The following is a 26,473-nucleotide window of genomic DNA, read 5'->3' as shown; positions in this document are numbered from 1 at the left end:
CGCGGACCGCGAGGGAGTGCCGGGTCGACCTACCGGGCAACGGTGCGTCCACAGAGGACTAAGCCTCGAACGCCCTGATCGCGAGCGTGGCGAAGCGCCGGGACGCGGCGGCGCGAGTGACCGTCGAGGTGGCGTGGATGCCGTTGTTGGCCATGAGCACGAGGATCAGGTCGTCCAGCACGAAGTCCGCACGCAGCCGGCCGGACTTCCTGGCCTTCCGCGCCAGTTTCGCGACGGACCGGAGCGTGCCCTCACGGCGCGCCGCGAAATCACCCGCGTGCGGGAAGCTCGCCGTGAACGCCGCGGTGAAGCCGCGATCACGGGCGTGCAGCTCGCAGATCCGTTCGACGACCGAGCAGAAGCCCTGCCACGGATCGGGATCCGCGAGCCCTTCCGCCACGATCGTCTCGCAGGCCCGCATCCGGTCGGCGAACGCCTCGGTCGCCAGCAGCTCCTTCGTCGGGAAGTGCCGGTACAGGGTGGCGGGACCGACTCCGGCGCGGCGGGCCACCTCCCGCATCGGCGCGGTCAGGCCCTCTTCGGCGAACACCTCCCGCGCCACGTCGAGGATGTGCTCGCGGTTGTACCGGGCGTCGGAACGCACGGTCCGAGACAAACGATCGGCCACGCTCTCACTTTAGCGAAACGGACGGGGGCGTCCGGCTAGCTTCGGTGTCATGAGAGCCGTTGCGGTGCAGGAGTTCGGCGGGCCCGAGGGCATGGCGGTCGTGGACGTCGCGGTCCCGGTGCCCGGCAGCGGGCAGGTGCTGGTCGACGTCGAGGCGATCGGGGTGGGCGGTGTCGACGCCGTGGTCCGGCGTGGTGACCTCGCCTCCTACGGGTTCCGGAAGGGGCACGTTCCGGGTGGTGAGGTCGCGGGCACCGTGACGTCCGTGGGCGACGACGTCGACGGCTCCTGGGTCGGCAGGCGGGTGTGGGCGTCCACCGGCACCGGGGGTGGGTACGCCGAGCAGGCCGTCGCCTCGGCCGGCGACCTCGTCGAGCTTCCCGGCGGCCTCACCGCCGTCGACGCGGTGGCGCTCGGGAGCGCCGGGGTGGTGGCGCACTTCGGGTTGGCCCACGCCCGCTTCTCCCCCGGCGAGTCCGTGCTGGTGCGCGGCGCGGCGGGCAGCCTCGGCATCACGACGGTGCAGCTCGCGGCGCTGGGCGGTGCCGGGACGATCGCGGTCACCACGTCGTCGGCCGCGCGCGGCGACCGGCTCCGCGCACTCGGCGCTACCGACGTGCTGGACCGGTCCGGCGCGGGCTTTCCCGGCGGATTCGACGTGATCATCGACGTCGTGGCCGGGCCGGACCTGCCGTCGTTCGTCGACAGGCTGAGTCCGAACGGACGGATCGTCGTGGTCGGCGCCGTCGGCGGCATGCCACCGGAGATCAGCGGCCGGATGATGGCGGCGTTCCAGAAGTCGTTGTCGTTCGCGACCTTCAGTGCCGCCAGCGTGTCCGAAGCGGACAGACGTGCGGTGCGTGCCGCGCAGTTCGCCGCCGCGGCCCGCGGAGAGCTGCAGACCGTGGTGCACGAGCGGCTGCCGCTGGAGGACGCGGCGCTCGCCCACCGCAAGATGGACGCGGGCGAGGTTTTCGGGCGCTTCGTGCTGCTTGCCCGGCCGGCTGCGGTGCGGGACACCGCGGCCGTTGGCAGAATGCGGTGATGCGGATCAAATTCGAGGTCATCACCTTCGACGCTGCCGATCTCGCGCCGGAGAGCCGGTTCTGGGCCGGAGTGCTCGGCGGCAAGGTGGACGAGGACGACGACTGGCACATGGTGGTCGTCGACGGCGTGCCGCGGGTCGGCGTCCAGCTCGCCCCCGACCACACGCCGCCGCAGTGGCCGGACGGCCCGACCAAGCAGCAGATCCACCTCGACCTGTGGGTGGAGGACTTCGCCGAGGCGCACGAGCAGGTCATGGCCCTGGGCGCCACGGTGCTGAGGCCGGCGCTGGGCAGGACCGAGGGCGACGACTTCCAGGTCTACGCCGACCCCGCCGGGCATCCGTTCTGCCTCTGTTGGCTGGTGGCCGAGCAACGCAAGTGACCTGTTGGCCGCACTTCCCTGCGGCACAAGGCGCAACTTTCCACACGAAGCATCCCCAGCGCCGCCCGGTGCGTCTCCAGGCATCGAGGGGCCGCACGGAAGCGGCCCGTGGAAACTGGGGTTCCATTTGCGTGCTTTGACCATCGGTGCCGCGGTCGTGCTGACCGCGGCGCTGGCGCCCGGCGCCGCTTCGGCGGCACCGTCCAACGACGACTTCGCCGGCGCCACCGCGATCACCTCGCTCCCGTTCTCGTCCACAGTGGACACCAGCGACGCCACACCAGGCGCCGACGACCCGTCCCACTGCGGGTGGAGCACCGGCAGCGTCTGGTTCCGCTACACCGCTCCCGCCGACGGTTTCGCCCGGATGACGACCGATCGCCCGGACGACCAGAAGCCCTCGATCTCCGCCTACACCGGCGCACGCGGCGCCCTGACCTGGACACCGGGCGCCTGCCAGCACCCGCACGGCGGCGGTTCGGACACCTTCGCGGTCACCGCCGGCACCACCTACCACTTCCTGCTGCAGGACAACCGGTTCGCCGGGCCCGTCACGTTCGGGCTCGAGCTCGTACCGCGGTCGGCCAACGACGACCTCTCGGCGGCCGTGGACGTGCGGCTCGACACCGACGCCGCCGGTGACACCGGTCCCGCCTCGCTGGAGACGAACGAACCGAAGCCGAGCTGCGACCGTTCGTCCACCCGGTCGCTCTGGTACCGCTACACGGCCGACCAGGCCCTCTTCGTCTCGGCGAAGGTGACGCAGGACCTGAACGGGCCGGGTGTCGCCGTGTTCCGCGGCAGCGCGCTGACCGAGGTCGACTGCCGGCAGACTTCCCACGACCCGGCCATCTTCGCCGCCACGCCCGGCGAAACCTACTACGTGCGCGTCTCGGACGGCATCTACGGCTCGGGGCCGCTGTCGCTGCGGCTTGCCGAGGCGCCGCGGATCGAGCCCCACGCCTACTGGGTGTCGCCCCAGCAGCCCGGTGTCTTCGACGACGTCCGGTTCGGCATCGATCCGGGCGACCCGGCGGTACGCTGGCTCGCGGGCGGCGAGGTGCGGTTCGGGGACGGCGCGACCGCCCCGATCCCGGCGGTGCCCGGCACGCCGGAGGTCCGGCACCGGTACACCACCGATGGCGAGTACGAGGTGACGATCTCCGGCTACACGGCCGACGGCCGCTCCGGCTCCACCACCCGCACCCTGAAGGTGGAGACGCACGACGTGATGGTGTCGGACGTGGCCGGGCCCGCCACCGCGACGGTCGGCGAGACCGGACGGGTCGCGGTGTCGGTCACGAGCACCCGCTACGCCGAGGCCGTCGTCGTCGAACTGCTCCGCCGCAGGTGGGACGGCTACCACGACGTGGTCGGCACGGTGCGCGGGCAGGTGGCGGAGGACGGCACGCTGGTCGTGCCGTTCGACTACACCTACTCGGCGGACGACGCGGCGCTGGGCAAGGCGACGTTGAAGGCGCGCGTGCGCCTCGACGGCCGTGACGACAACAACCCCGTCGACAACGAGCGCGTGGTCGAGACGACCGTCGTGGCCGCCGGGTAGGCCGAACGGGCCGGGCGACGACGGCGTTGCCCGGCCCCGCGGGTCAGAAGCCGCAGCCCTCCGGCGACCAGTCACGCGCGTCCGACTCGCCGCCGGCCCGCACGACCCGCACCTCGACGCACAGCGTGCCCGACGCGGGCAGCTCGACCGACGGCTCGCCGACGGTGCCGGTCTTCAGCTCGTCGTTGGTACGCCAGACGAAGGTGTCACCGGGCCGCGGTGACGGGTAGGTCCACGCGAAGCGGAGCGTCTGCGGGTTCACCCGGCTCGCGGTGACCACGGCGTTGCCGGGGGCTCCGCTCCCGGCGGCGCTGTCCGGCTGTGCACCGACCGGCACCTCCAGGGAACCCTTTTCCTGCATGAGAAGCGCGCTCGTCACTCCGACGACGGCGACGGCACCGGCGACCCCGGCGTACACCGGCCACCGGGCCCTCCTGCGCGCGGGCACATCCGCCGCCGGGACGACGACCGCCGCCAGCGCGGCCGTGGGAGCCGACTCCTCGTGGATCCGCCGGAGCCGTTCGGCGAACTCACCGGCCGACGCCGGTCGCACGGCCGAGTCGGCTGCCATCGCTTGGCGCAGCAGGTCTTCCAGCGGCTGCGGTGCCCGGCCCGACGGCCGCGTGGCGCCGAGCAGGATCCGCTGCGTGATAGCCGCACGGGAGTTGTCCCCGCGCGGCACCACGAACGGCGAGTAGCCCGCGAGCAGGTGCCACAGCGTCGCACCGAGCGAAAAGACGTCCGCACGGACGGAGTGCGTGCCGCTGCTGATCACCTCGGGCGCCGACCACAGCAGGTGGTCACCGCCGGTGGTGCCGAAGTCGGTCAGGTACACCTGCCCGCGCTCGCCGCAAAAAACGTTGGCGGGCTTGACATCCCGGTGCAGGACACCAGCCCTGTGCGCGGCGTGCAGCGCGTCGGCGACCTCGATCCCGATCTCCAGCACCCGCGCGAAGGGCAACGGCGCCGCGGCGGCCAGGTCACCGTCCGGGAAGTACCTCATGACCAGGTACGGCAGACCCGCGCGGGTCCGTCCGGCGCGGTCCGCGCTCGCGATCCCGGGATGCCCCAGGCCCGCCACCGTCCTGATCTCGCCTGCCCGCGGCGGGTCGACGAGCAGCTTCACCGCGACCTCGCCGTCCGCGGCGCGGTACAGGTGGACGTTCTTGCCCAGCGGTCGGACGTACCGGAACCCGGGGATCTCCGGTAACTCCTCTGTCATTCGTCACCTCGTCGCCGGCGGCGCCGGTCGGGTGGCCCCGCCCACCAGACCGCGCCGGACACTCTGCCGGGGTTGGAATATTCCACCCGTGGCCCGACTGTCAACCGTCAAACCACCAGTTGAGACACGAGCGGGCCGCTGACCAGGCTCCAGCTCGGGAGGCGAGGACTCGCGGCACCAGCGGGAAAGCGCCGCGACGGCGGCCGTTTCGAGCGTCCGGCCGCCGTCGCGGGTTCCTTTCGTCGTGCCCTGCCCAGGGGCGCGTCTCACCTCGGTGCCGACCCCGGTTCGGCACGTCGAAGCCGTTCATCGTGACCTCGAACTGGTCGCACTTCGCCAACAGCGTCAGCAGCTCGTCCTCGCCGGGCTGGTTGCCGTCCACGCAAATCTCGGAGAGGCCTCGGAAGTACTCCTGGTCACGCCTCGTTGCTGGCGATGTCGTCCTGGTTGAACCACGAGAGGTAGCGCTCGCCCGTGTCCGGGAACACGGTGACCAGGTTCTTGCCCGCGTACTCGGGCCGTCCGGCCAGCACTCGGCAGGCGTGGGCGGCCGCGCCGGAGGAGACGCCGACGAGCAGTCCCGCCGTCCTGGCGAGCTCGCGCGCCGTGGCGTAAGCGTCCTCATTGGACACGGTCAGGACATCGTCGATGAGGTCGACGTCGGTCGTCGCCGCGACGAAACCGCCGTTGAGGCCGGGGATGCGGTGCAGGCCGCCCCATCCCTGGCTGAGCACCGGTGACCCCTCCGGCTCCACCGCGACCACGCGGATGGCGGGGTTGCGTTCCTTCAGGTACTTCGCGGTACCGCTGAGCGTGCCGCCGGTGCCGACGCCACAGACGAAGACGTCGATCTCGCCGTCGGTGTCGTTCCAGATCTCCGGCCCGGTGGTGGCGTGGTGCGCGGCCACGTTGTCGGAGTTCTCGTGCTGGCAGGCGAACCACGAGCCGGGCCGTTCGCGGTAGATCTCCTCGGCCTTGGCGATCGCCGCGACGTAGCCGTCCTGGTAGGGCGTCAGGACGATCTCGGCACCGAACGCGCGCAGCAGCTGGAGGCGTTCGCTGGTCGCGCTGTCCGGCAGCACGATCACGCACTTGTAGCCGCGCGCGGCCGCGATCGCCGCCATGGAGATGCCGGTGTTGCCCGACGTCGCCTCGACGATCGTGCCCGAGCCCCTGGTGAGCTGCCCGCGCTCCTCCGCGCCGTTGATCATGTAGAGCGCGGCGCGGTCCTTCACGCTGGACAGCGGGTTCGCCATCTCCAGCTTGGCGTAGAGGTTCGCGGTGGTGACGCCGAGGTCGAGCCTGACGGTGGGTGTGCCGCCGATCAGGTCGACCAGCGAGTCGGCGGGCGGCCGCTTGGTGAGGGGCTGACTGAGTCGGGTGTTCACGAGCACTCCGATCGGTTAGGTGTCACCAGCTGGGGAAGACTGCCGCTCCCTTGTGCTTCTGCCCCGCGACCACGACGGACTGGCGAGGCCGGGCCGCCTTCGCGACGCTGCGGCTCGACCTCAGGTTCGGGACGGAGAACGGGGCGAGGACGCGGGAGTCCGCCGGCACGTCCCGGATCACGAGCGCCTGGGCGCCCACCACGGAGTCGTGGCCGATGGTGACCGGGCCGAGGATCGTGGCGTTGGCCCCGACGACGACCCGGTCGCCGAGCTTCGGGTGCCGCCGCGAGCCCTCGGGCCGCTGGTTGTCGTGCCACCACCCGACGGCGCCGAGCGTCACCTGGTGGAAGATCGTGACGTCGTCACCGATGACGACCGTCTCGCCGATCACCACGCCCGCGCCGTGGTCGATGAAGAAGCCGCGGCCGATCGTCGCGCCGGGGTGGATCTCGATGCCCCCGGTCAGCAACCTCGCGACGACCATGACCAGCCGGGCGCTGCGCCGGTGTCCCCGCAGGTGCAACACGTGCGACACGCGATGACCCCAGAGCGCGATGACAGTGGGGTGCAGCAACGCCTCGCTGCGGGACAGGATCGACGGGTCGCGGTCCATGACCATGTCGAGGTCGGCGGTGATCGTGCGGAACAGCGCCCGCGGGTTCATCGGACCGCTCCCGCGGTGGCCTTCTCCTTGCGCAGCTGACCGACCCGGTTCTCCGCGTAGGCCACGCCGACGAGCACGACCAGGCCACCGGCCAAGAGGTTCCACGTGACGTGCTCACCGAGGAACAGCACGCTGACGAGCACCGCGAACACCGGTACCACGTAGTTGACGGCGGAGGCCGTGGTGGCACCGACGTCACCGATGAGGCGGAAGTAGAGCACGTAGGCCAACCCGGTGCTCAACACCCCGAGCAGCACGATGCTCAGCGTCACCGGACCGGTGAAGCCGGGCGTGCGCCAGGCGAGGAACGGCGTCACGACCGCCTGCAGCACGGCCGCCGCCACGAGCTGCGACGCGGCGAGCGCCAAAGGCGCCACACCGAGCGGCGACAGGTACTTCCGCACGTACACGAAGCCGATCGCGTAGCTGACAGCCGCGCCGAAGCAGGCCATCCGGCCGTTGAGCGAGCCGAGCGACTCGTGCCACGGCCCGATCAGCAGCACCACGCCGACGAACCCCAGCGCGAGGCCGATCGCCTTGCGCGACGTGGCCCGCTCGGTCGGCAGCGCGGCCGTGGCGAGCGCCAGCGTCAGCAACGGGGTGGCACCGATGAGCACGCCCGCGATGCCCGCGCCCGTGGTCTTCTCGCCGTAGGACAGCAGGAGGAACGGGATCACGTTGCCGAACAGGCCGGCGGCCGCGATGTGGCCCCAGACCTGCGCGGACCGCGGCAGGGTGACCTTGCGGACGGCCGCGATCGAGAGCAGCACCGCCGCGCCGAGGACGAGTCTGCCGAGCACGAGCTGTCCCGGTGTCAGACCTTCGAGGGACACCTTGATGAAGGTGAAGCTGCTTCCCCACAGCAGCGCCAGCAGCAGGAAGCGCGCGACGGATGCCTTGTCCATTGCATCTCGATTCGGGTTAGCTGGCAGTAGTCATCTGGACACTTCAGCAGTACGCGCTCGGGGCGTACTAGAGCGATCAGCCACCAGGGCAACCATTCGCGCCTCCCGACTGGTAGTAGCGGTGACGGACACAGCGAAAGGCCCTGAAGTTGCTGCACTCACCCGAGGGATTCGAGGAGTTCGTGGCGGAGGCGTCGCCACGGCTGCTGCGAACGGCTTTTCTGCTGACGCGGGACACCGGTCACGCGGAGGACCTGCTGCAGACCGCGCTGGCCAAGGCCTGGCGGGCGTGGAGCCGCGTCGACGGCGACCCGGAGCCGTACGTGCGGCGGATCATCGTGACCTCTCACGCCACCTGGTGGCGGCGGCGCTGGAGAGGCGAGGACCCGACCGGTGACTTGCCGGAAAGCGTCGGCGAGTCACCGCAGAACGCCGTCGACGAACGCGAGTGGCTCTGGCAGGCGCTGGGCCGGCTTCCCCGCAGGCAATGCGCGGTGCTCGTGCTGCGGTTCTACGAGGACCTCACCGAGGCGCAGGTGGCCGGGCTGCTCGGCTGTTCCGTCGGGACCGTCAAGAGCCAGGCGAGCAAGGCGCTCGCGAAGCTGCGGCTCGACGACACGATCACGTTCGAAGGTGTGTGGCGATGAACCTGAGCGACCTCACCGAGGTGTTGCGCGAGCGGGCGGACCTCGCCGACTCGTCCCACGAGGCACGCATGGCCGGAGTGCGGGCCAGGGTGTCCGCCACCAGGCGGCGGCGTGCCGTCGCCGGTGTCGCGGGCGTCGTGCTCGCGCTCGTCGGCATCGTCTACGCGGTGCTCCCCCGTGCCGACCAGCCCGAACCCGCCGTGCCGCCGCGCAGCCTGCCGCAGTACCAGGAGGGCACCCGGCTCGTCGCCCAGGCCTGGGGCGACCTCCCGACGACCAGCGCCAGCACGCGGTTCGTGCCGGAGTCGATGGACTTCCTGGTGTTCACCCGGTGCGAGACCCCTCCCCACGAGGTCATGCACATCACCGTGACGATCAACGGTCATCTGCTCCAGGAGGGCAACTCGTGCGGGGGCTCGCACAAGGTGCCCGGCTGGGAAGGCTTCGACATCGTGGTGGGACAACCGTCCGTCATCACGCTGACCGTGGACAGCGCGCCGCCGAGCGGCACGTTCGCCGTCGGGATCGGTGAACCCGTGCCGGTGAGCGAGTACCCGTTCCCGACGCGCCCGCCGACGCCCGCGACGTTCGTCGAGCACCTCCCGGAGCCGCTCGTCGAGCTGAAGTCCGACGCGGACCCGTTGCGGCGCAAGGAGCTCAGCGTGCGCTGGCCCGGCACCGCCTCGGTGCTGGGGCAGATGAACACCCCCGGCAGGATCCAGGTGTTCGTCGAGGACGTCCTGGTCCTCGACTTCTCCAGCTGGTCCTACGACGCGCGCAGCGCGCAGAACTCCCCCATGGACTGGAAGAAGCACTACGGGCTCGACCTGAAGGAGGGGCAGACGGTCAAGCTCACCGTCGTCCCCGAACGCGTCACGGGCGACTGGGAGGTGACGCTGACCGCTCGGTGAGGATCCGGGTCTGCTCGCGCAGCACCTCGATCGTCCTGGCCACCCAGTCGCCGATCACCGCCTGCTCGGCGGGCGAGTAACGCTCGGTCAGCCCGGCCATCGCCTTCGCCAGCCCGGCGAAGGCGTCGCCGAAGGCGCCGGGGGCCGCCGTGATCACCAGCCTGCGGCGGTCCTCCGGGTGCGGTTCGCGGCGGGCGAGCCCGGCCCGCGCCAGCCGGTCGACCACGCCCGTGACCGCGCCGGGGGTCAGGCCGATCTCCCTGGCCAGCTCCCCCGCCGACACCGACCCGGCGCCCATGATCACGGCCAGCGCGCGCTGGTCGACCGCCGTCACCCCGAGGCTCGCGCCCACCGCCTCGTGGAACGCGACCACGGCGGTGCTCAGCTCACGTCCGGCATCTCGACCTTCCACGCCGCCACTTTACCTCAGTCGATATTTCAGTATGCTGAACTAAATTGTTCAGTCGACTGAAGCATCAAGGGGGACGCGTGAGCGAGTGGAGACTGGCACTCGAGGTGCCGAGATGGACGTGGCACTGCTACACCCGGCACTTCTGGCTGGTGGTCGGACTGTCGCTGGTCGCGTCGGTCCAGCGGCTGGTGACGGTGAACTGGACGGACGAGATCGACCCCGCCCTCGCGACGGCCTCCGAGCTCGTCGTGCTGGCCGCGCGGATCCTGCTCGTCGTGCTCGTGTGGCGGATCGCCACGGCCGGCCTGACGTTGCGCTGGGGTGCCGGCCGCGAGTTCGCGCGCCGGCACTGGCCCAGCCTCGTGTGGCAGGTCGTCTTCCTCGGCGTGGCGTTCGCCGTGTTCGAAGTGCTCGCCGAGCACGTCGTCTCGGCGCTGCTGCCTCCCGAGGCCAGGCAGACCTACCTGGCCGTCCTGCTGTTCCTCAAGAACCCGACCGTCATCGCGCTCACGTTCCTGTGGTGGATCGGCGTTGTCCGGCAGGTGTTCCGGGCGGACGCGCTGGTCGGCTCGTGACGGCGTGCGTCGAGCTCCTCCCCGAACCCGGTCCCGGCATCGGGCCACCATTCGCACCTCCGGAAAGTCCGGCAACCGCGAAGGTCGCTCACTCGGGTGATCCCCGGCAACTAGGCTCCTGGGCCATGTTGGTCGGCCGGGATGGCGAACGCGCTCACGTGGAGCGGTTGCTGCGCGACGCGTCCCACGGGCACAGCACCGCGCTGACCGTGCGCGGTGACGCGGGGATCGGCAAGTCCGCCCTGCTCGACCACGCCGTGGCCTCGGCGGGTAACGCGCGGGTGCTGCGCGGCGTCGGGATCGAGTCCGAGGCCGAGCTGGCGTTCGGCGCGCTGCACCTGCTGCTCTACCCCCACCTCGACCGGCTCGACCTGCTGCCCGGTCCGCAGGCCGCCGCGTTGCGCGGTGCGTTCGGGCTGAGCGGGGACACGGCCACGCCGTTCCTGATCGGCGCGGCGACGCTGACGTTGCTCGCCGAGCTCGCGGCCGAACGGCCGTTGGTGTGCGTGGTCGATGACGCGCAGTGGCTCGATCGCGGGTCGTCGGACGCGTTGCTGTTCGCGGCGCGGCGGTTCCAGGCCGATCCGGTGGTGATGCTGTTCGGCGTCCGGGACACCGCCGTGCCGTTCCGCACGCCCGGCATCGAGGAGCTGCGGCTGTCCAGGCTCTCGCCGGACGCGGCGGGCGCGTTGCTCGACGAGCGCTGTGCCGGGCTGACGGCGCCGATGCGGGCACGCGTCCTGGAGGAGGCCGACGGGAACCCGCTCGCGTTGCTCGAGCTCGGCGCGGCCCGGCTGGCGGCCCAGCGCGAGGGGCGGGCCGAACCGGCGCACCAGGTCGGGCCGCTGCCGGTCACGCGGCGGGTGCAGGACACGTTCCGCGACCAGATCGTCGGACTCCCCCGGGCGTCCCAGTCGATCCTGCTCGTCGCAGCGGCCGACCGGTTCGCCGGGATGGACGCGGTCCTGCGGGTCGCCCGCGCGGTCGGCGCGGACACCGCCGACCTGGAGCCTGCCGAACGCGCCGGGCTGATCAGCGTGGCGGACGGTGAGCTGGCGTTCCGGCACCCCCTGGTGCGCGCCGCCGCCTACCAGTGCGCCACCCACCACCAGCGGATCGCGGTGCACCGGGCGTTCGCCGACGCGCTGACCACGCCGGACCGCCGGGCCTGGCACCTCGCGGCCGCCACCACCGAACCGGACGAGGAGGTCGCGGCCGAGCTCGAACGCACCGCGCTGCGGGCCGAACGCCGGGGCGGCGCGATGGCGGTGTCCGCCGCGTACGACCGGGCCGGACGGCTGAGCGTCGATCCCGAGCTCAAGGCGCGGCGCATCGCCAAGGCCGCGCTCGCCGCCTACGACGCGGGCAGACCCGACCGCGCGGCCCGCCTGGCCGTCGAGGTCACGTCCCTCACCCGCGACCCGGCCGTCCTCGCGGACGTGACGCTGCTGCGCGGCCAGATCGAGTACGAACGGACGTCCCCCGAGGCCGACGCCGCCCTCGCGGCCGAGGCCGCACGACTGATCAAGGACAGCGACCCCGAACGGGCCGTCGTCATGCTCACCGAGATGATCTGCGCCGGCCGGGACGCGGGCGTGCTGCCGCTGATCGCCGAGGGCGGAGAGCTCATGAAGGGCCTCGCGCTGGAGCCGGGTTCGCGGTCGCGGCTGGCCGCCGACGCGCTGACCAGCTGGGGCGGCCTGCTGAGCGGGCGGCCGGAGCCCGGGCCGTTGCGCGCGGTGCTGGAGATCGGGCACCTGCCGGGCGAGGACGTGATGCACCGGGTCGTCGCCGGGTTCAGCGGCCTGATGCTGGCCGACGACGACGCGACCGTCGCGGCGATGGACACGATGGTGGCCGAGACGCGTGCCGCCGGGGCCCTGATGTGGATCCCCTACGCGCAGGAGGTCCTCGCGTTCGCCCACGCCCTGCGCGGTGACTTCCTGACCGCGCAGACCTGTCTGGCCGAGGCGGTCGCCCTCGGCACCGAGTTCGGCCTGGACGTGGAGGTCGCCGTGCTGCGGTCGGCCTCGGTCTGGCTGGCCGCGGTGACGGGCGAGGAGGAGCGCTGCCGTGAGCTCGCCGCCGAGGTGCTGCCGGTCCTGGAAGGACGGCACGCCGTCGGCACCGCGCTGGTGCGGTGGGGTCTCGGCCTGCTCGACCTCGCCGCCGGGCGCTACGGCGCGGCGTTCGAGGCGCTGCACGCCGTCTGCACGGGTCCCGCCCGCTACGACTTCCTGATCCGCGCCGTCCCGGACCTGGTGGAGGCGGCGGTCCGCGACGGCGACCCGGACCGCGTCACCGAGCACGTCAAGGCGTTCGACCACTGGGCGGCGCACGTGGACAGTCCTGTCTCGACGGCGTTGTCCCACCGCTGCCACGCGATGCTCGACGACTCCGAGGAGCGGTACCGCGCGGCGCTCGGCCTGCCCGCCGGACGGTTCGACGAGGCCAGGACCCGGTTGCTGTACGGCGAATGGCTGCGCCGCCGGCGCCGTCGCGGAGAGGCACGAACGGAACTGACCGCCGCGCTCAGCGGTTTCGCCCGGCTGGGCGCCTCGGTCTGGGAGGCACGCGCCGCGAGCGAGCTCGGCGAACGTCCGCTCGAACCGGCCGCCGTCGACGTGCTGAAGAACCTGACGCCGCAGGAGGTGCAGGTCGTCCGGCTGGCGGCGGCCGGCCTCAGCAACAAGGAGATCGGCGCCCAGCTGTTCCTGAGCCCGCGCACGATCGGCCACCACCTGTACCGCGCCTACCCCAAGCTCGGTGTCACCAGGCGGATCGAACTGGCGCAGCTCGGACTCGGATGACTTACCCGCGGGCCTGTCCGCCGGTCGCACGCCAGTCACGTGACCGATGTGGACCGGCGCGACCCCGCCTAGCGTCTCCTCCGACGACAAGGAGAAGACGATGTTGCTGGAGAACAAGACCGCGGTGATCTACGGGGGCGGCGGGAAGATCGGCGGTGCCATGGCGGACGCCTTCGCCGCCCAGGGCGCGCGGGTCTTCCTGGCCGGCCGGACGCCGGCGTCGCTCGAGGCCGTCGCGGACCGCATCCGCGCCGTGGGCGGCCAGGTGGAGACCGCCGTCGTCGACGCGACGGACGCCGCCGCCGTCAACGACCACGTCGACGCCGTCGCGGAGAAGTCCGGCGGCGTGGACATCTCGGTCAACGTCATCACCGGCGAGGGACTCTTCCAGCCGCTCGCCGACATCTCGACGACGGACCTCGTCGCGGCCGTCGGCAGGGGCCTGACCACGCAGCTGATCACCACGAAGGCCGCGGCCCGGCACATGGTGAAGCAGCAGTCCGGCGTGCTGCTGTTCTTCGGCGGCTCGGACCACGCGAACGTCCTGCCCGGCATGGGGAACGTGCAGATCGGCTTCGACGCCGTCGAGTCGTTGCGCAAGCAGTGGGCCGTCGAGCTCGCGCCGCACGGCGTCCGCACGGTGACGCTGCTGACCGGCGGCATCATCGACACGTTCCCGGACATCCCGGAGATGGAGGTCCCCCGGCAGGGCATCCTCGACGCCTCGCCGTTCAAGCGCGCCGCGACGATGGCCGACGTGGGCAACGTCGCCGCGTTCGTCGCGTCGGAGCAGGGCCGCAGCATCACCTCGACGCAGGTCAACATCTCGTTCGGCGCCTGCTACGGCTGATCACCGCTGCGGGCGGCCGTACCTGCTCGGCGTCACGCCGAACCAGCGGCGGAAGGCGTGGATGAAGCTCGCCGCCTCGGCGAACCCGAGCCGTTCCGCGACGGCCTCCACCGAGAGGTCGCCGCGGGACAGCAGCGCGACCGCCCGTTTCGACCGCACCTCGTCGAGCAACGCCTGGTAGCTCGTGCCGGACGACGCCAGGCGCCGCCGCAACGTCCGCGGGCTTGTGCCGAGCGCACGGGCCACCGCGGGCATGCTCTCCCCGAACCTGTCCGACGACTCGAGCAGCCGCCGCACCTCCTGCGCCGCTCCAGGGCTCTCCCGGCGGCGTTCGGCGAGGACGCGGCACTGCTCCTCGCACACGGCCGTCGTCTCGGGGCTGGCCAGCCGCAACGCCTCGGCCAGCACGGCGACGTCCACAACGGACTGGTCGGAGCCGGCCCCGAAGCGCGGGCGGACGCCGAACACCTCCTCGTGCTCGCGCACGTCCGCCGGGCAGGCGTGGGCGAAGTCCACGCCCAGCACCGGGACCGCGCCGGTCAGCAGCTCTCCGACGACGGTGTGGATCGCAGCGAGATCCCGCTCGACGAGGAACGGGACCACGTCGGCGGGCAGCGAGGTGGTGTCGAGCGCCAGCACGAGCCGGTCGCCGTCGATCACGGCGGAGGGCGCGGTGAACGCGAAGCTGAGGTCCAGGTAGCGCAGCGCGGTGGTGATCGCGTCCTGCAGCGTGGCCGCGCTGAGGAACGCGTAGCCCAGCACGCCGAAAGTCGTGGCGTGGTAACGACGTCCGACGGCGACGCCCGCGTGCGGCAGGCGGCGCGCGAGGTTGCGCACGACCGTGAGCTCCTGCCGGGCGTCGATCTCGGCGGCCGGGTCGGCGAGGATCCCGGCGTCGATCTCGCTGCCCTCCAGCAGCACGTCCAGCTCGACCCCGTGCTCGGCGCCGAAGCGCAGCAGGAGTGCGACGCTCGCGATGCCCCGCGGGAAGTCCCAGTGCCGGACGACCGGCTCGGCCAACGACCTCATGGCCGCGATTGTCAACTGCCCGGCCGGTGTTGTCCTGGTGCGAACGGGTGGTTGTTCCTAGCGTCGACGACGTGGACGCGAACCCCGAAGTGATCGTCATCGGAGCCGGATTCGGCGGGCTGGGCGTCGCGTTGTCGCTGCACAGAGCCGGGTTCGACCGGTTCACCGTGCTGGAGCGGGCGAGCGGGCCCGGTGGGGTGTGGCGGGACAACACCTATCCGGGCGCCGCGTGCGACGTGCCGTCGTCGCTCTACTCGTACTCCTTCGCCCCCAGCACCTCGTGGCCACGCCGGTACTCGGCGCAGCCCGACATCCTGGACTACCTGCGCACCACGGCGGAGACCGTGCGCGACCACATCAGGTTCGGCGCGGAGGTGGTGGCCGCGACGTTCGACGAGTCGCGGAACCGGTGGAGCGTCGCTCTCGCGGACGGCGACGTCGTCGAGGCCGACGTGCTGGTCTGCGCGGTCGGCCAGCTCACCACCCCGTCGATCCCCGCCCTGCCCGGACTAGGCCGGTTCGCCGGGGAGGTCTTCCACAGCGCCGGCTGGCGCCACGACGTCGACCTGCGCGGCAGGCGGGTGGCCGTGGTCGGCACGGGGGCGAGCGCCGCCCAGTTCGTGCCGGAGATCGCGCCCCTCACCGAGCACCTGACGGTGTTCCAGCGATCGGCCCCGCACGTCCTGCCGAAGCCCGACGCGCCGTTGACGGGCCGGTCCCACCCGGCGAGGTTGCGCGCCGCACGGGGCGGTGTGTGGCTCGCCGGCGAGACGCTGACCAGGCTGCTCAACAGCCGCCTGTCCCGTTCGCTCGTCTCCGCCGTCGCGGCGGCTCACCGGCGGCGGCAGGTCCGCGACCGCGTGCTGAGGGCGGCGTTGAAGCCCACGACGCGGCCCGGCTGCAAGCGGGTGTTGTTCAGCAACGACTGGTACCCCGCCCTCGCCAGGCCGGACGTCGACGTGGTGGCCGAGCGCATCACCGAGGTCACCCCGCACGGCCTGCGCACCGCCGACGGCCGCGAGCACCGGGCGGACGTGCTGATCTGGGGCACCGGGTTCACGGTGTCCGGCTTCGGGTTCGGCCTGCGGATCACCGGCAGGGACGGCCGGGACCTCGCGGAGACGTGGGCCGGCCGCCCGCGTGCCCACCTGGGCCTGACCGTGCCCGGCTTCCCGAACCTCTTCCTGGTCTACGGCCCCAACACCAACCTCGGCGGCAACTCGGTGGTCACCATGATCGAGGCGCAGTGCCGGTACGTCGTGTCGGCCGTGCGTCATCTCGCGCGGTCCGGCACGGCGCTGGAGGTGCGGCCCGAGGTCGCGGCGGCGTTCGACTCCGAGATGACCAGGAGGCTGGCGGGAGGCGTGTGGAGCACGTGCTCCTCCTGGTACCGGACCGCCGACGGGTCGATCACGACCAACTGGCCCGGCACCACGTGGGAGTACCTGCGCCGCGCCCGGCTCCGGCCGGCCGACTTCGAGCCCGCTCGTGTGAGGGTGTGACCGGTGGACTACGACGTGCTGGTGATCGGGTCCGGGTTCGGTGGTGCGGTGACCGCGCTGCGGCTGACCGAGAAGGGCTACCGGGTCGGCGTGCTGGAGGCCGGGCGGCGCTTCGCCGACCACGACCTCCCCGAGACCTCCTGGCAGGTGCGCGACTACCTGTTCGCACCGGCGTTCGGCTGCACAGGCATCCAGCGGATCACCGCGTTGCGCGACGTCGCCGTGCTGAGCGGCGCGGGCGTCGGCGGTGGTTCGCTCGTGTACGCCAACACCCTGTACCAACCGCCGCAGGCCTTCTTCCGCGACTCCCGGTGGGGGCACATCACCGACTGGGAGGACGAGCTGGCACCGCACTACGACCAGGCGTCCCGGATGCTCGGCGTGACCGCCAACCAGTGCCGCACCCCGGCGGACCGGCACCTGCGGGACGTGGCGGTCGACCTCGGTGTCGCACCGACGTTCCGCACGTCCCAGGTCGGTGTCCACTTCGGACCCGGCGGCACCGACCCGTTCTTCGGCGGCGCCGGTCCGCTGCGGGACACCTGCGTCGGTTGCGGCTCGTGCATGACCGGGTGCCGCCACAACGCGAAGAACACCCTGCCGAAGAACTACCTGTACCTCGCCGAGAAGGCGGGTGCGCAGGTGTGGCCGTTGACCACGGTGGTCGACGTGCGTCCGCACCTGAGCGGGTACAAGGTCACGGCACGACGCACCGGAGGACGGGCGACCCGCACGTTCACCAGCGGTCAGGTCGTGTTCGCCGCGGCCTCCCTGGGCACGCAGCGCCTGCTGCACCGCATCCGCGACCGCGGCGGGCTGCCCGGTCTCTCGCCGCGGCTCGGGTTCCTGTGCCGCACCAACTCCGAGGCGATCGTGGCCGTGCGGGTGCCGGGTGGCCGGGTCGACCAGTCCCGCGGTCTCGCCATCACGTCGTCGATCCACCCGGACGCCGACACGCACGTCGAGGTGGTCCGGTACGGCCGGGGCAGCAACCTGATGGGCCTGCTGATGACGACCCTCGTCGACGGCGGCCCGGCGAGGTTGCGGCGCGGCCTGGCCCAGCTCCTGCGCGAACGCGGCTCGCTGCTGCGGATGCACACCCCGCGCGCGTGGTCGGAGGAGACGATCGCCCTGCTGGTCATGCAAAGTCTCGACAACTCGCTCACCACGGTGCTCCGGCGTGGCCGGATGACCACCACGCAGGGCGAGGGTGCTCCGAACCCGTCCTGGATCCCCGCAGGGCACGAGGTGGCGCGGCGTCTCGCGGCCAAGGCGGGCGGGGTGGCGCGGGGATCGTGGCCGGACCTGGTGAACGTCCCGCTGACCGGTCACCTCATCGGCGGCTGCGTGATCGGCGACTCCCCCGCCACCGGTGTCCTCGACCCGTACCAGCGGGTGTACGGCTGCCCCGGCCTGCACGTCGTCGACGGGTCCGCGATCCCCGCGAACCTCGGGGTGAACCCGGCGCTCACCATCACCGCCCTGGCAGAGCGGGCGATGTCGTTGTGGCCCAAGAAGGGCGAGCCCGACCCGCGTCCCGCCCCGGGCAGCCCTTACCAGCGCGTCCGCGCCGTGCCACCGGGTAACCCCGTGGTCCCGGCCGACGCCCCCGGTGCCTTGGAGGTGCGCTATGCCAAGTGAGTGGCCCGCTGAGCCGTGGGACCTGCACGGACGGGGCTGGCTCACCGTGTGGACGGCACCACGTTCGGCCGTGCCCCTGCCACCGCCGGACGTGGTGCCGTTGACGCTGTTCGGCCGCGTGATCGTGGTGTCGGCGTTCGTCGACTACCAGCCGCCGGGTGTGCTGAGCTACCACGAGGTGATGGCCGCGGTGCTGGTCCGCCGCAAGGCCGGCCTCGGTCTGTCCATTCTGGACATCCTGGTGGACGACAGCACCTCCCAGCAGGGCGCGCGAGAACTGTGGGGCATCCCGAAACTGCTGGCCGGCTTCACCTTCTCCCCCGGAACGCGGCTGGAGGCGACAGCTCACGAGGACGGCGACGTCATCGCGTCCGCCAGCGAGACCCGCAAGCCTTCACGAGCCTTCCCGGTCCGGCTGACCACCTCGGTCTGGCAGGCCCTGCACGGCAAGACGACACGCACGCAACTACGCACGTCCGCCCGGATCGGCCTCACCCGCCTGCGCTGGCACTTCACGCCGGACAGCGAGTTCGGCTGGCTCGGGGCGGCGCGGCCACGCCTGCACGTGGCCGTCTCCACCCTGCACATGCGGTTCGGATCTTCCTGATCTCATGAGGAGAAGCTCATGCGCGTTCTCGCGATCACGCTCGCCCTGGTGGCCTCCACGGTCGCCACCCCCGCGTTAGCCGCGCCACCGGACTACGGCCTGCCCGGCACGTACCCGGTGGCGTACAGCGATGTCACGGCCGTCGCGAACGGCCGGTCCGTCTCCGCACGGGTGCACTACCCCGCGACGGCCGCGGGCACGAACCAGCCTGTCGCCGCGGGCAGGTTCCCCGCGATCGCCTTCGGCCACGGCTTCTTTCAGGCCACGTCGAAGTACACGAGCACGAGCAACCACCTCGCGTCCTGGGGCTTCGTCGTGGTGGTGCCCACGACCCAGGGCGGCCTGAGCCCGAGCCACAGCGCGTTCGCCGACGACCTCAACACCGGTCTGACCTGGCTCGTGGCGCAGGACGGCACGACGGGTTCCCGGTTCCGCGAGCACATCACCACCACGGCACTGGGTGCCTCGGGACACTCGATGGGAGGCGGTGCCGCCGTCCTGGCAGCGGCGCGCAACCCGCAGATCAAGACGATCTCGACCTACGCGGCGGCGGAGACGAACCCCTCGGCGAAGGCCGCGGCCGCGACACTGCGGGTGCCGGCGCAGTTCCTCGCCGGGTCGCAGGACACGATCACCCCGGTCGGTGAGCACCAGCGGCCGATGTTCGCGGCGAAGCAGCCCGCCAAGCAGCTCCGGACGGTCACCGGCGGGTTCCACTGCGGCTTCATGGACTCCTCGGGGATCTTCTGCGACAGCGGGTCCGTCACCAGGGCCGCGCAGCTCGTCGCCTCGAAGAGGGTGCTCACGTCGTGGTTCCGCTTCTACCTCGCGGGTGACGCGGCGGCGCGGGACTTCGTGTGGGGCCAGCCCGCGCGGACCGACGCGGCGGTGACGTTCGAAGGGACGGAGTGACGGTCACAACCCGGTGAGCCGGACGACGGCCGCGAAGCCGTCGTCCGTGCCGGGCCAGTGCGCGCGCACCGCGTCGATCCCCGCCCGCCGCACGACGCTGCGCAGCACGGCCGTGACGATGATGGCGTCGTCGGCGTACCCGAGCACCGGGATGAAGTCGGGGATCAGGTCGATCGGCAGGGCGAGGTAGGCCATCAGCAGCCACAGCCGGACCCTGGTCCCGCGCGGCAACGACCTGTCGGCGGCGAGCCGGCGCACGAGGCGCAGCACGTCGGGCAGCAGGCGCAGCGCCTCGCGCAGCAGGCCTCCGCGCGGGCGGACGACGGCCAGCGCGACGAGCAGCACCACCCAGGTCAGCAGCAGGGCCGCCGCGACGCCGATCAGCAGGTCCCACCAGAACGAACCGGTCACGTCTTGGCCGCGAGCCGCTCCACGTCGGCGACCTTCCCGGCGAGGATCAGCACGTCACCGCTCTCGACCACGGTCTCCGCGGTGGCATAGGTGAAGTCGGCTCCGGGACGCTTCACCCCCACCACGGTCACGCCGTACTTGGCCCGCAGCTTGCTCGTGCCGAGCGGCTTGCCGACCGCCTCCTCCGGCGGCCGGGCCTTGATCATCGCGTAGTCGTTCTCGATCTCGATGTAGTCGAGCACGCGGCCGGCCACGACGTGCGCGACGCGTTCGCCCATCTCGTGTTCGGGCAGCACGACGTGGTGGGCACCGATGCGTTCGAGGATGCGGCCGTGTTCCCGGCTGATGGCCTTGGCGAAGATGTCGTCGACGCCGAAGTCGACCAGCACGGCGGTGGTGAGGATGCTGGCTTCGAGGTTGTTGCCGATGCCGACGACCGCGCGCTGGAACTCGTCGACTCCCAGCTGGCGCATGACCTCGGCGTCGGTGGTGTCGGCGACGACGGCGTGGGTGACGTCGTCGGCGTAGCGCTGGACCAGCTTCGGGTCCGAGTCGATCGCCATGACCTCGGTGCCCAGGGCGACCAGTTCGAGCGCGACCGAACGGCCGAAGCGGCCCAGTCCGAGCACGACGACGCGGGACGGGTGCTTATCCGACAATGGGTCGCTCCTCGGGTAGTTCGAAGCGCCGGCGGCGTTCCCGCAGCGCGAGGGACGAGACCAGGGTGATCGGCCCGACCCTGCCGATGAACATGAGCACGATGATGACGAGCTGGCCGGTGACGGACAGGTCGTCGGTGATGCCGGTGGACATGCCGACGCCACCGAACGCGGCAGTCGTCTCGTACAGCACGTCGTCGAGCCGGAACGAGCTGGTGCTCAGCAGGATCAGCGTCGCGGCCATCACCACGCCGATCCCCAGCAGCGCGACCGTGACGGCCTGCCGCTGCACCTCGTTGCTGATCCGGCGGCCCATGACGTGCACGCTCGGCTCGGCACGGACCTCCGCCAGCATCACGAACGCGAGCAGGGCGAACGTCGTGACCTTGATGCCGCCGGTCGTGCCCGCGCTGCCGCCGCCGACGAACATCAGCACGTCGCCGACGAGCATCGTGGCGGGCTGCAGCTGGGCCACGTCGACGGTGTTGAACCCGGCGCTGCCCGGCATGACGCCGTGGAACAGTCCGATGAGGAGCTTCTCGCCGACCCCGTACGGCCCGAGCGTGCCCGCGCGCGCCCACTCGAAGACGAGCATGGCCAGCATCCCGAACGCCATGAGCCCCAGGTACACCGGCACGGTGATCTTGGTGTGCAGGGACCACCGCTTGCGGTTGCGGCGCAGGAGCTCGAACAGCACCGGGAACCCCAGCCCGCCCGTCACCGAGACCAGCACGATCGGCAGGCAGACCCACGGATCCGTCGCGTACCTCATGAGGCTGTCCGCGTACAGCGACAGGCCGACGCTGTTGAACGCCGAGATCGAGTGGAAGACCCCCGAGTAGAGCGCTCGCCCGAACGACTCGCCGTACCCGAGCCAGAACCGCAGCGCGAGCGCCACCGCGCCGACAGCCTCGACGATCAGGCTGATCCGGACGACACCGGCGACGACCCCGCGGACGTGACCGAGGTTCAGCGTGTTCGTCTCGGTCTTCACGGTGAGCTGCAGCTGCAGGCCCAGCCGGTGCTGGATCAGCAACGCCAGCACCGACGCGAGCGTCATGATGCCGAAGCCGCCGATCTGCCACAGCACCAGCAGCAGGACCTCGCCGAACACCGACCAGTGCGACCCGGTGTCGACCACGGCGAGCCCCGTGCCGGTGATGCCGGAGACCGACGTGAACAGCGCCCGCATGAACCCGGTGGCCTGCCCGGACTCGGCCGACACAGGCAGCATCAGCAGCACCGTGCCGGCCGCGGTGGCCGCCAGGAAGGCGAGGACGACGAGGCGGGCTGGGTGCCGCCACCCGGTGATCACCGCGACAGCCTAGATCGTCTGCTCCGGACAGGCCGGTCAGGAGGAGGCAAACCGGTCAAGGCTCGACAACCGCGCGACAACGTCGCCACAACGTCGCGCCGGTACTTCTTCCCTCGGCAGACCTCAACCGATGGAGGACATGGTGAAAGCCAAACTGGCGACGGTGCTGGCCGGGTTGCTGGCGGTCGCGACGCTGATCGCGCCCACCGTGAGCGCGACGCCGTTCCAACGCGACGTGTTCGTCCGCGACAACGTCGCCGACGTCGGGAACGAGCCCAGCACCGGCAGCATCTACTACAGCCCGGACATCAAGGTGTGCTCGACGCCGGTGCCGTGCGCGGTGTCCCAGAACCCCGTGGTGGGCGTGAACAACTACGTCTTCGTCACCTTGAGACGGAAGGCCGGCGCCATCGGCACCGTCGACGGCAGCCTCCACCTCTACCGCAGCAACCTCGGCGGCGGCACGGCGTGGCCGGGCGGCTGGACCTACATCGGCACCGCCGGCTCGACCGTGCCGGTGAGCGGCACGACGGTGATGATCACCTGGCCCGGCTGGAACGTGCCCGGCCCGGCGCACTTCTGCCTGCTCGCCCGGTGGGTGTCGAACGCCGACCCGATGACGTTCGCCGAGGGCAGCAACACCCAGCAGAACGCGCAGCGGAACAACAACATCGCGTGGCGCAACGTCGACTCCGTGCGGGTGCGGCCGTTCGAGCCCGTCCGCGTGCCGTACACGATCGGCAACCCCGAGCGCGCCGACGCCCGGCAGAACCTGATCCTCGAGCAGACCCGCGCGTTCGCCGGCACGATCACGATCGACCTCGGCCAGGAGCTCACGGCCCGGTGGAAGGCCGCCGGTGGCCGGGCGACGGGCGTGAAGCAGGTGGGCGAGACGCAGTTCCAGCTCGCCGACGCGAAGGCCCGGTTCGACAACCTGACGCTCAAGGGTGACGAGCGCGTCGAGACCGCGCTGACGTTCGCGACCGACAGGGAGACCGGTCCGGCCGAGCTGCACGTGCGCCAGACCGACGCGCAGGGCACGGATCTCGGCGGAGCGCAATACCTGATCAACGAGAAGGACTGAGTATCAACCCCGGTGGGTCCGTCTCCGCATTGCGGAGACGGACCCACCGAAAGGGTTGTCAATGAAGACCATCATGGTGTTGTTGCTGCTTCTGCTAGGGATCGTGCCCGCGCACGGAGCAGCGGACTGCGACCCGCCGGACTGCCCGGTCGTCGTGGACGCGATCGACGGGCCGGTGCACGAGTCGGCGGACTCCTACACAGCGGTGCTGAAGCTGCGTTACGGACCGGCCCAGCAGACCGCGGCGGCACAACAGAACGTCGAGGTCGCCTACAGGTTCGTCGACGGCACCGCGAAGCAGGGCCAGGACTACAGGGCCACGCCGCGCGGCACGGTCACCATCAAGGCGGGCGAGAGCCAGGCGCTCGTGCCGTACGAGGTGCTGCTCGTGACACCGGAGAAGAAGACGTTCACGCTGGAGATCACGTCGGTGAAGCCCGGTCAGATCGGCAAGCGCGTCGCCGTGTTCATGATCGCCGGCAAGAGGTGACCAGCGTGACGGCCTGAGCCAGGTGCCGGGCAGCCTCGGTCCACCGCCCGCTCCGGCCCTCCAGGTCGGCGAACGTGCGGTGGACCTTGGCCCGCTCGAACTCGTCCGGTGCCAGGGTCCTCGCCTCCAGCGCGGCCGTCAGGTGCTCGCGGGCGGCCGTGAGGTCCCCGAGTGCCAGGTCTGCCTCGGCCAGGTCGCGCAGGGTCGAGGCCTCGCGGTGGCCGTCACCGAGCGCGCGGCACACGACGAGAGCGGCGCTCAGGCATTCCCTTGCCGCTGCGGGATCTGCGAGCGCGAGGTGGGTGACGCCGAGCCCGGTCAGCGCGTCGGCCTCGAAGCGGTCGTCGGTGACCTCGCGGCTGATCCGCAGCGCGTCGCCGAAGTACCGCAGCGCCGGTGCGAGGTCGGCGAGCCGGTGGTGCGCGTTGCCGAGCGACATCAGCGTCGCCGCCTCCAGCCGGAGGTTCTCCTCGGCGCGGAACGTCTCCAGCGCCGCGAACAACGGCTCGGTGGCCAGCTCGGGCCTGCCCATCCGGACGTAGGTGTAGCCGAGGTTGCGCCGGGCGAGCGCCACGCCCACCTCGTCCCCCGCCGCGCCGTGCACGTCCATCGCCGCGCGGTACGAGTCCAGCGCCAGGTCGAACTCGCGCAGCTCGGAGTGCGCGTTCGCGATGTTGTTGTGCAGCCTGGCTTCCCCGCGCAGGTCGCCTGCCTCGCGCACGAGGGCGAGCGCCTGTCGTTGCACCACCATGGCCTCGGCGATGCGGGAGGTCATCTGCAACGCGATGCCCTGTCCCCGCAACATCTCCGCCTCGGCCCGCTGGTCACCGAGCGCGCGGGCGGCCGTGACGGCGTGCTCGCACTGCTCGACGCGCGCCGCCCAGTTGCCGCGCGCTTCGAAGTAGGCCGTCATCAGGTAGGCCAGCTGCCACGTCTCGCGGTGCAGGCCGGAGCGCGCGGCCAGCCGGATCATGTGCAGCACGTTGTCGCGTTCGGCGTCGAGGCAGGCCAGCACCTCGATGCGGTCCGCAGTGAACGGGAGGTCGTCGCAGCGCGGCCGCGCCACCAGGTCGTGGCGCGGGTTGAGGACCTCGCCCGCCGCGTGCGCGATCGTGAGGTACCGGTCGAGCAGGCGCTCCACGCCGTCGCCGATGTCGCCGCTCTGCCGCGCGAACAACCGGATGAGGTCGTGCAGCGCGTACCGGCCGTTGCCCATCTCGCTGACGAGGTGCGAGGCGACGAGCTCGTCGAGGCCCGGGCCCATCGCGTCGGCGAGGTCGGCGGGGAAGCTCGCGCCGGGGTGCTCGCCGAGGATCCGGAACAATCGGGCGGCCTGCGGGCTCAGCGTGCGGTGCGCGCTCGCGAACACGGTGCGGACCGTGCGGTCGTCGCCGTCGACCGACAGGACGTCCAGCGGGTCGTTGCGGGTCAGTTCCCGCACCAGGTCGGCGATCCGCCTGCCAGGCCGGATCGCGAGCCGGGCGGCGGCGATGCGCAACGCGAGCGGCAGCCGTCCACAGTGGACCACCAGCTCCGCGGTGGCGTCGGACTCGGCGCGCACCCTGGACTCGCCGAGGATGTCGGCGAACAGGTCGTGCGCCTCGGGCTCGCTGAGCAGGCCGAGGCTGACGGTGTGCACGGCGTGGCGCGTGCCGAGCGCCGAGAGCGCGTCCCGGCTGGTGATCAGCAGCAGGTTCCCCTGGTCGCCCGGCACGAGCGGCAGCACGTCCCGCGCGCGGCGCACGTCGTCGAGCAGGATCAGCACTCGCTTGCCGTGCAACAGGGTCCGGTACGTCGCGGCCGGGTCGGCGGGCACCCGGTCGGCCGGCACGCCGAGGCTGTGCAGCATCTCGGTGAGCGCCTGGGCCGGGGTGAGCCGTTGCAGGTCGAGGAACACCTGCCCGTCCGGGAAGCGGTCGGCGACGCGGCGGGCCCACTCGACGGCGAACGTGGTCTTGCCGACCCCGGCGACACCGGAGACGACGACGATCGGGGGAAGGCCCGCGAGCGAGGCGAACTCGGCGGCGCGGCCGGTGAAGTGGCCCGCGCGGGCCGGCAGCTGGGCGGGTCTCGCGCTGTGCAGTGACGGGTCGCGGCGCAGGATCGCGGTGTGCAGGGCGGTGACGTCCGGTCCGGGGTCGGCGCCGAGCTCGTCGGCGAGCCGGTGTCTGAGTCTTCGGAACGCCTCCAGGGCGTCGGCCTGCCGTCCGTCGAGGTGCAACGCCCGCATCAGCAGGCCGACGAGCCGTTCCCGCGTCGGATGGACGACGACCAGCCGTTCCAGCTCCTCGACCGCGTTCCGCCGGTCGAGCCGCTCACCCCAGTACGACTCCAGCGCGGCGACCCGCTGTTCCCGCAACCGGTCGATCTCCGCGCGGCCCCAGCCGAACAGCTCCACGTCCTCCAGCGGCTCGCCCCGCCACAGCCCCAGGTCCCTGGTCCGGTCGAACGTCACCGCGTCGACGGACGCGTCGAGCTGGTAGCCGCCGGGCTTGGTCATCAGCGCGCCGGGCATGCCGCAGTCGGCGAGCGCCTGCCGCACCCGCGCGACGTGGCTGTGCAACGACCGCACGGCCGTGCGCGGCGGGTCCTCACCCCACAGCACGTCCACGAGACGATCTACGGGAACCGGTGTGCCGGCGCGCAGGGCCAGCACGGCGACGATGCTGCGCTGCCTGGTCCCGGTCAGCACCGCACGACCGTGCGGGCCGCACACCTCGACCGGACCGAGGATCCTCACCTCGCCACCTGTTCTCAGCACACCGCGTTACGTTAGCTCGCGGAATGCGCTGGTGGCAGCGCTGATCGTGGGACGGAAC

At 71.8% G+C, this 26,473-nt stretch carries 25 protein-coding genes; 14 read left to right on the top strand and 11 right to left on the bottom strand.

All coding sequences use genetic code 11. The features are described 5' to 3' along the window. Positions 1-58: 58 nt before the first annotated feature. Entirely contained in the window at positions 59-628 is a 570-nt protein-coding gene (locus ACWF7A_RS30130; protein ID WP_452253873.1) for a TetR/AcrR family transcriptional regulator, read from the bottom strand. A 49-nt stretch (positions 629-677) separates the two neighbouring features. On the opposite strand from ACWF7A_RS30130, the gene ACWF7A_RS30125 reads away from it, so the two are divergent. The 3 genes from ACWF7A_RS30125 (at position 678) to ACWF7A_RS30115 (ending at position 3,620) form a co-directional block, all read left to right on the top strand. Continuing rightward, positions 678-1,673: a zinc-binding dehydrogenase gene (locus tag ACWF7A_RS30125; protein WP_452253872.1), complete on the top strand. Its 996-nt coding sequence runs from the start codon at positions 678-680 to the stop codon at positions 1,671-1,673. Further along, the gene (locus ACWF7A_RS30120; RefSeq protein WP_452253871.1) at positions 1,673-2,056 is read left to right on the top strand and encodes a VOC family protein; all 384 of its coding nucleotides are present in this window, start codon (positions 1,673-1,675) and stop codon (positions 2,054-2,056) included. The genes ACWF7A_RS30125 and ACWF7A_RS30120 overlap by 1 nt, the downstream gene beginning before the upstream one ends. 136 nt (positions 2,057-2,192) lie before the next feature. Then, the gene (locus ACWF7A_RS30115; RefSeq protein WP_452253870.1) at positions 2,193-3,620 is read left to right on the top strand and encodes a hypothetical protein; all 1,428 of its coding nucleotides are present in this window, start codon (positions 2,193-2,195) and stop codon (positions 3,618-3,620) included. A gap of 43 nt (positions 3,621-3,663) precedes the next feature. Here ACWF7A_RS30115 and ACWF7A_RS30110 read toward each other — a convergent pair whose 3' ends face one another. The 4 genes from ACWF7A_RS30110 to ACWF7A_RS30095 all read right to left on the bottom strand — a co-directional run bounded on the left by ACWF7A_RS30110 (position 3,664) and on the right by ACWF7A_RS30095 (position 7,799). Continuing rightward, positions 3,664-4,842 carry a serine/threonine-protein kinase gene (locus ACWF7A_RS30110; RefSeq protein WP_452253869.1) on the bottom strand — a complete coding sequence of 393 codons (1,179 nt, stop codon included), beginning with the start codon at positions 4,840-4,842 and terminating at the stop codon, positions 3,664-3,666. Between the two features lie 416 nt (positions 4,843-5,258). Then, positions 5,259-6,230 (bottom strand): cysteine synthase A, encoded by a 972-nt coding sequence (cysK, locus tag ACWF7A_RS30105; RefSeq protein WP_452253868.1) that lies wholly within the window; start codon positions 6,228-6,230, stop codon positions 5,259-5,261. Positions 6,231-6,252: 22 nt separating this feature from the next. Beyond that, the gene (epsC, locus tag ACWF7A_RS30100; RefSeq protein WP_452253867.1) at positions 6,253-6,894 is read right to left on the bottom strand and encodes a serine O-acetyltransferase EpsC; all 642 of its coding nucleotides are present in this window, start codon (positions 6,892-6,894) and stop codon (positions 6,253-6,255) included. Continuing rightward, positions 6,891-7,799, bottom strand: coding sequence for a DMT family transporter (locus tag ACWF7A_RS30095; RefSeq protein WP_452253866.1), 909 nt, complete (start codon positions 7,797-7,799; stop codon positions 6,891-6,893). The genes epsC and ACWF7A_RS30095 overlap by 4 nt, the downstream gene beginning before the upstream one ends. Before the next feature lie 149 nt (positions 7,800-7,948). On the opposite strand from ACWF7A_RS30095, the gene ACWF7A_RS30090 reads away from it, so the two are divergent. Together ACWF7A_RS30090 and ACWF7A_RS30085 are read left to right on the top strand one after the other, a co-directional pair. Next, a complete protein-coding gene (locus ACWF7A_RS30090) occupies positions 7,949-8,446 on the top strand; it encodes a SigE family RNA polymerase sigma factor (RefSeq protein ID WP_452253865.1) in 498 nt (165 codons plus the stop codon). Continuing rightward, positions 8,443-9,357, top strand: coding sequence for a hypothetical protein (locus ACWF7A_RS30085; protein WP_452253864.1), 915 nt, complete (start codon positions 8,443-8,445; stop codon positions 9,355-9,357). The genes ACWF7A_RS30090 and ACWF7A_RS30085 overlap by 4 nt, the downstream gene beginning before the upstream one ends. On the opposite strand, the gene ACWF7A_RS30080 is transcribed toward ACWF7A_RS30085, so the two are convergent. Then, positions 9,320-9,769 (bottom strand): MarR family winged helix-turn-helix transcriptional regulator, encoded by a 450-nt coding sequence (locus tag ACWF7A_RS30080; protein WP_452253863.1) that lies wholly within the window; start codon positions 9,767-9,769, stop codon positions 9,320-9,322. The genes ACWF7A_RS30085 and ACWF7A_RS30080 overlap by 38 nt on opposite strands. A gap of 77 nt (positions 9,770-9,846) precedes the next feature. Between ACWF7A_RS30080 and ACWF7A_RS30075 the strand changes: the two genes are divergently transcribed. From ACWF7A_RS30075 to ACWF7A_RS30065, 3 genes are all read left to right on the top strand, one after another. After that, the gene (locus ACWF7A_RS30075) at positions 9,847-10,344 is read left to right on the top strand and encodes a hypothetical protein (protein ID WP_452253862.1); all 498 of its coding nucleotides are present in this window, start codon (positions 9,847-9,849) and stop codon (positions 10,342-10,344) included. A gap of 125 nt (positions 10,345-10,469) precedes the next feature. Next, a complete protein-coding gene (locus ACWF7A_RS30070; RefSeq protein WP_452253861.1) occupies positions 10,470-13,154 on the top strand; it encodes a helix-turn-helix transcriptional regulator in 2,685 nt (894 codons plus the stop codon). Positions 13,155-13,254: 100 nt separating this feature from the next. Then, entirely contained in the window at positions 13,255-14,004 is a 750-nt protein-coding gene (locus ACWF7A_RS30065; protein ID WP_452253860.1) for an SDR family NAD(P)-dependent oxidoreductase, read from the top strand. Here ACWF7A_RS30065 and ACWF7A_RS30060 read toward each other — a convergent pair whose 3' ends face one another. Continuing rightward, positions 14,005-15,033 carry an AraC family transcriptional regulator gene (locus ACWF7A_RS30060; protein WP_452253859.1) on the bottom strand — a complete coding sequence of 343 codons (1,029 nt, stop codon included), beginning with the start codon at positions 15,031-15,033 and terminating at the stop codon, positions 14,005-14,007. A 71-nt stretch (positions 15,034-15,104) separates the two neighbouring features. On the opposite strand from ACWF7A_RS30060, the gene ACWF7A_RS30055 reads away from it, so the two are divergent. Genes ACWF7A_RS30055 through ACWF7A_RS30040 form a run of 4 tightly spaced genes read left to right on the top strand, consistent with a single transcriptional unit; the run spans position 15,105 to position 19,695 of the window. Further along, positions 15,105-16,535: a flavin-containing monooxygenase gene (locus tag ACWF7A_RS30055; protein ID WP_452253858.1), complete on the top strand. Its 1,431-nt coding sequence runs from the start codon at positions 15,105-15,107 to the stop codon at positions 16,533-16,535. 3 nt (positions 16,536-16,538) lie between these two features. Next, positions 16,539-18,176 (top strand): GMC oxidoreductase, encoded by a 1,638-nt coding sequence (locus ACWF7A_RS30050; RefSeq protein WP_452253857.1) that lies wholly within the window; start codon positions 16,539-16,541, stop codon positions 18,174-18,176. Beyond that, the gene (locus ACWF7A_RS30045) at positions 18,166-18,783 is read left to right on the top strand and encodes an acetoacetate decarboxylase family protein (protein WP_452253856.1); all 618 of its coding nucleotides are present in this window, start codon (positions 18,166-18,168) and stop codon (positions 18,781-18,783) included. The genes ACWF7A_RS30050 and ACWF7A_RS30045 overlap by 11 nt, the downstream gene beginning before the upstream one ends. Before the next feature lie 18 nt (positions 18,784-18,801). Further along, entirely contained in the window at positions 18,802-19,695 is an 894-nt protein-coding gene (locus ACWF7A_RS30040; protein WP_452253855.1) for an alpha/beta hydrolase family protein, read from the top strand. Positions 19,696-19,698: 3 nt separating this feature from the next. Here ACWF7A_RS30040 and ACWF7A_RS30035 read toward each other — a convergent pair whose 3' ends face one another. The 3 genes from ACWF7A_RS30035 to ACWF7A_RS30025 are packed head-to-tail and all read right to left on the bottom strand — an operon-like array spanning position 19,699 to position 22,080. Further along, positions 19,699-20,106 (bottom strand): YkvA family protein, encoded by a 408-nt coding sequence (locus ACWF7A_RS30035; protein WP_452253854.1) that lies wholly within the window; start codon positions 20,104-20,106, stop codon positions 19,699-19,701. Continuing rightward, a complete protein-coding gene (locus ACWF7A_RS30030) occupies positions 20,103-20,765 on the bottom strand; it encodes a potassium channel family protein (protein ID WP_452253853.1) in 663 nt (220 codons plus the stop codon). The genes ACWF7A_RS30035 and ACWF7A_RS30030 overlap by 4 nt, the downstream gene beginning before the upstream one ends. Then, positions 20,755-22,080: a TrkH family potassium uptake protein gene (locus tag ACWF7A_RS30025; protein WP_452253852.1), complete on the bottom strand. Its 1,326-nt coding sequence runs from the start codon at positions 22,078-22,080 to the stop codon at positions 20,755-20,757. Before ACWF7A_RS30025 ends, ACWF7A_RS30030 begins: the two co-directional genes overlap by 11 nt. 142 nt (positions 22,081-22,222) lie before the next feature. On the opposite strand from ACWF7A_RS30025, the gene ACWF7A_RS30020 reads away from it, so the two are divergent. Together ACWF7A_RS30020 and ACWF7A_RS30015 are read left to right on the top strand one after the other, a co-directional pair. Beyond that, the gene (locus tag ACWF7A_RS30020) at positions 22,223-23,164 is read left to right on the top strand and encodes a hypothetical protein (RefSeq protein WP_452253851.1); all 942 of its coding nucleotides are present in this window, start codon (positions 22,223-22,225) and stop codon (positions 23,162-23,164) included. A gap of 61 nt (positions 23,165-23,225) precedes the next feature. Continuing rightward, positions 23,226-23,654: a Calx-beta domain-containing protein gene (locus ACWF7A_RS30015; protein WP_452253850.1), complete on the top strand. Its 429-nt coding sequence runs from the start codon at positions 23,226-23,228 to the stop codon at positions 23,652-23,654. Here ACWF7A_RS30015 and ACWF7A_RS30010 read toward each other — a convergent pair. Then, a complete protein-coding gene (locus ACWF7A_RS30010; protein ID WP_452253849.1) occupies positions 23,632-26,394 on the bottom strand; it encodes a BTAD domain-containing putative transcriptional regulator in 2,763 nt (920 codons plus the stop codon). The two genes, ACWF7A_RS30015 and ACWF7A_RS30010, sit on opposite strands and share 23 nt — an antisense overlap. Between the last annotated feature and the right edge of the window lie 79 nt (positions 26,395-26,473).

It is taken from the genome of Lentzea sp. NPDC055074 (assembly GCF_053608005.1).
The sequence above is the reverse complement of the archived record's forward strand: the minus strand, read 5'-3'. Positions and strand labels throughout refer to the sequence as shown.

Excerpts from the sequence above, each read along its gene's own strand:
- ACWF7A_RS30125 (WP_452253872.1), top strand. The coding sequence starts at position 678 with ATGAGAGCCGTTGCGGTGCAGGAGTTCGGCGGGCCCGAGGGCATGGCG.
- ACWF7A_RS30120 (WP_452253871.1), top strand. The coding sequence starts at position 1,673 with ATGCGGATCAAATTCGAGGTCATCACCTTCGACGCTGCCGATCTCGCG.
- ACWF7A_RS30110 (WP_452253869.1), bottom strand. The coding sequence starts at position 4,842 with ATGACAGAGGAGTTACCGGAGATCCCCGGGTTCCGGTACGTCCGACCG.
- epsC (WP_452253867.1), bottom strand. The coding sequence starts at position 6,894 with ATGAACCCGCGGGCGCTGTTCCGCACGATCACCGCCGACCTCGACATG.
- ACWF7A_RS30095 (WP_452253866.1), bottom strand. The coding sequence starts at position 7,799 with ATGGACAAGGCATCCGTCGCGCGCTTCCTGCTGCTGGCGCTGCTGTGG.
- ACWF7A_RS30085 (WP_452253864.1), top strand. The coding sequence starts at position 8,443 with ATGAACCTGAGCGACCTCACCGAGGTGTTGCGCGAGCGGGCGGACCTC.
- ACWF7A_RS30070 (WP_452253861.1), top strand. The coding sequence starts at position 10,470 with ATGTTGGTCGGCCGGGATGGCGAACGCGCTCACGTGGAGCGGTTGCTG.
- ACWF7A_RS30065 (WP_452253860.1), top strand. The coding sequence starts at position 13,255 with ATGTTGCTGGAGAACAAGACCGCGGTGATCTACGGGGGCGGCGGGAAG.
- ACWF7A_RS30060 (WP_452253859.1), bottom strand. The coding sequence starts at position 15,033 with ATGAGGTCGTTGGCCGAGCCGGTCGTCCGGCACTGGGACTTCCCGCGG.
- ACWF7A_RS30045 (WP_452253856.1), top strand. The coding sequence starts at position 18,166 with ATGCCAAGTGAGTGGCCCGCTGAGCCGTGGGACCTGCACGGACGGGGC.
- ACWF7A_RS30040 (WP_452253855.1), top strand. The coding sequence starts at position 18,802 with ATGCGCGTTCTCGCGATCACGCTCGCCCTGGTGGCCTCCACGGTCGCC.
- ACWF7A_RS30015 (WP_452253850.1), top strand. The coding sequence starts at position 23,226 with ATGAAGACCATCATGGTGTTGTTGCTGCTTCTGCTAGGGATCGTGCCC.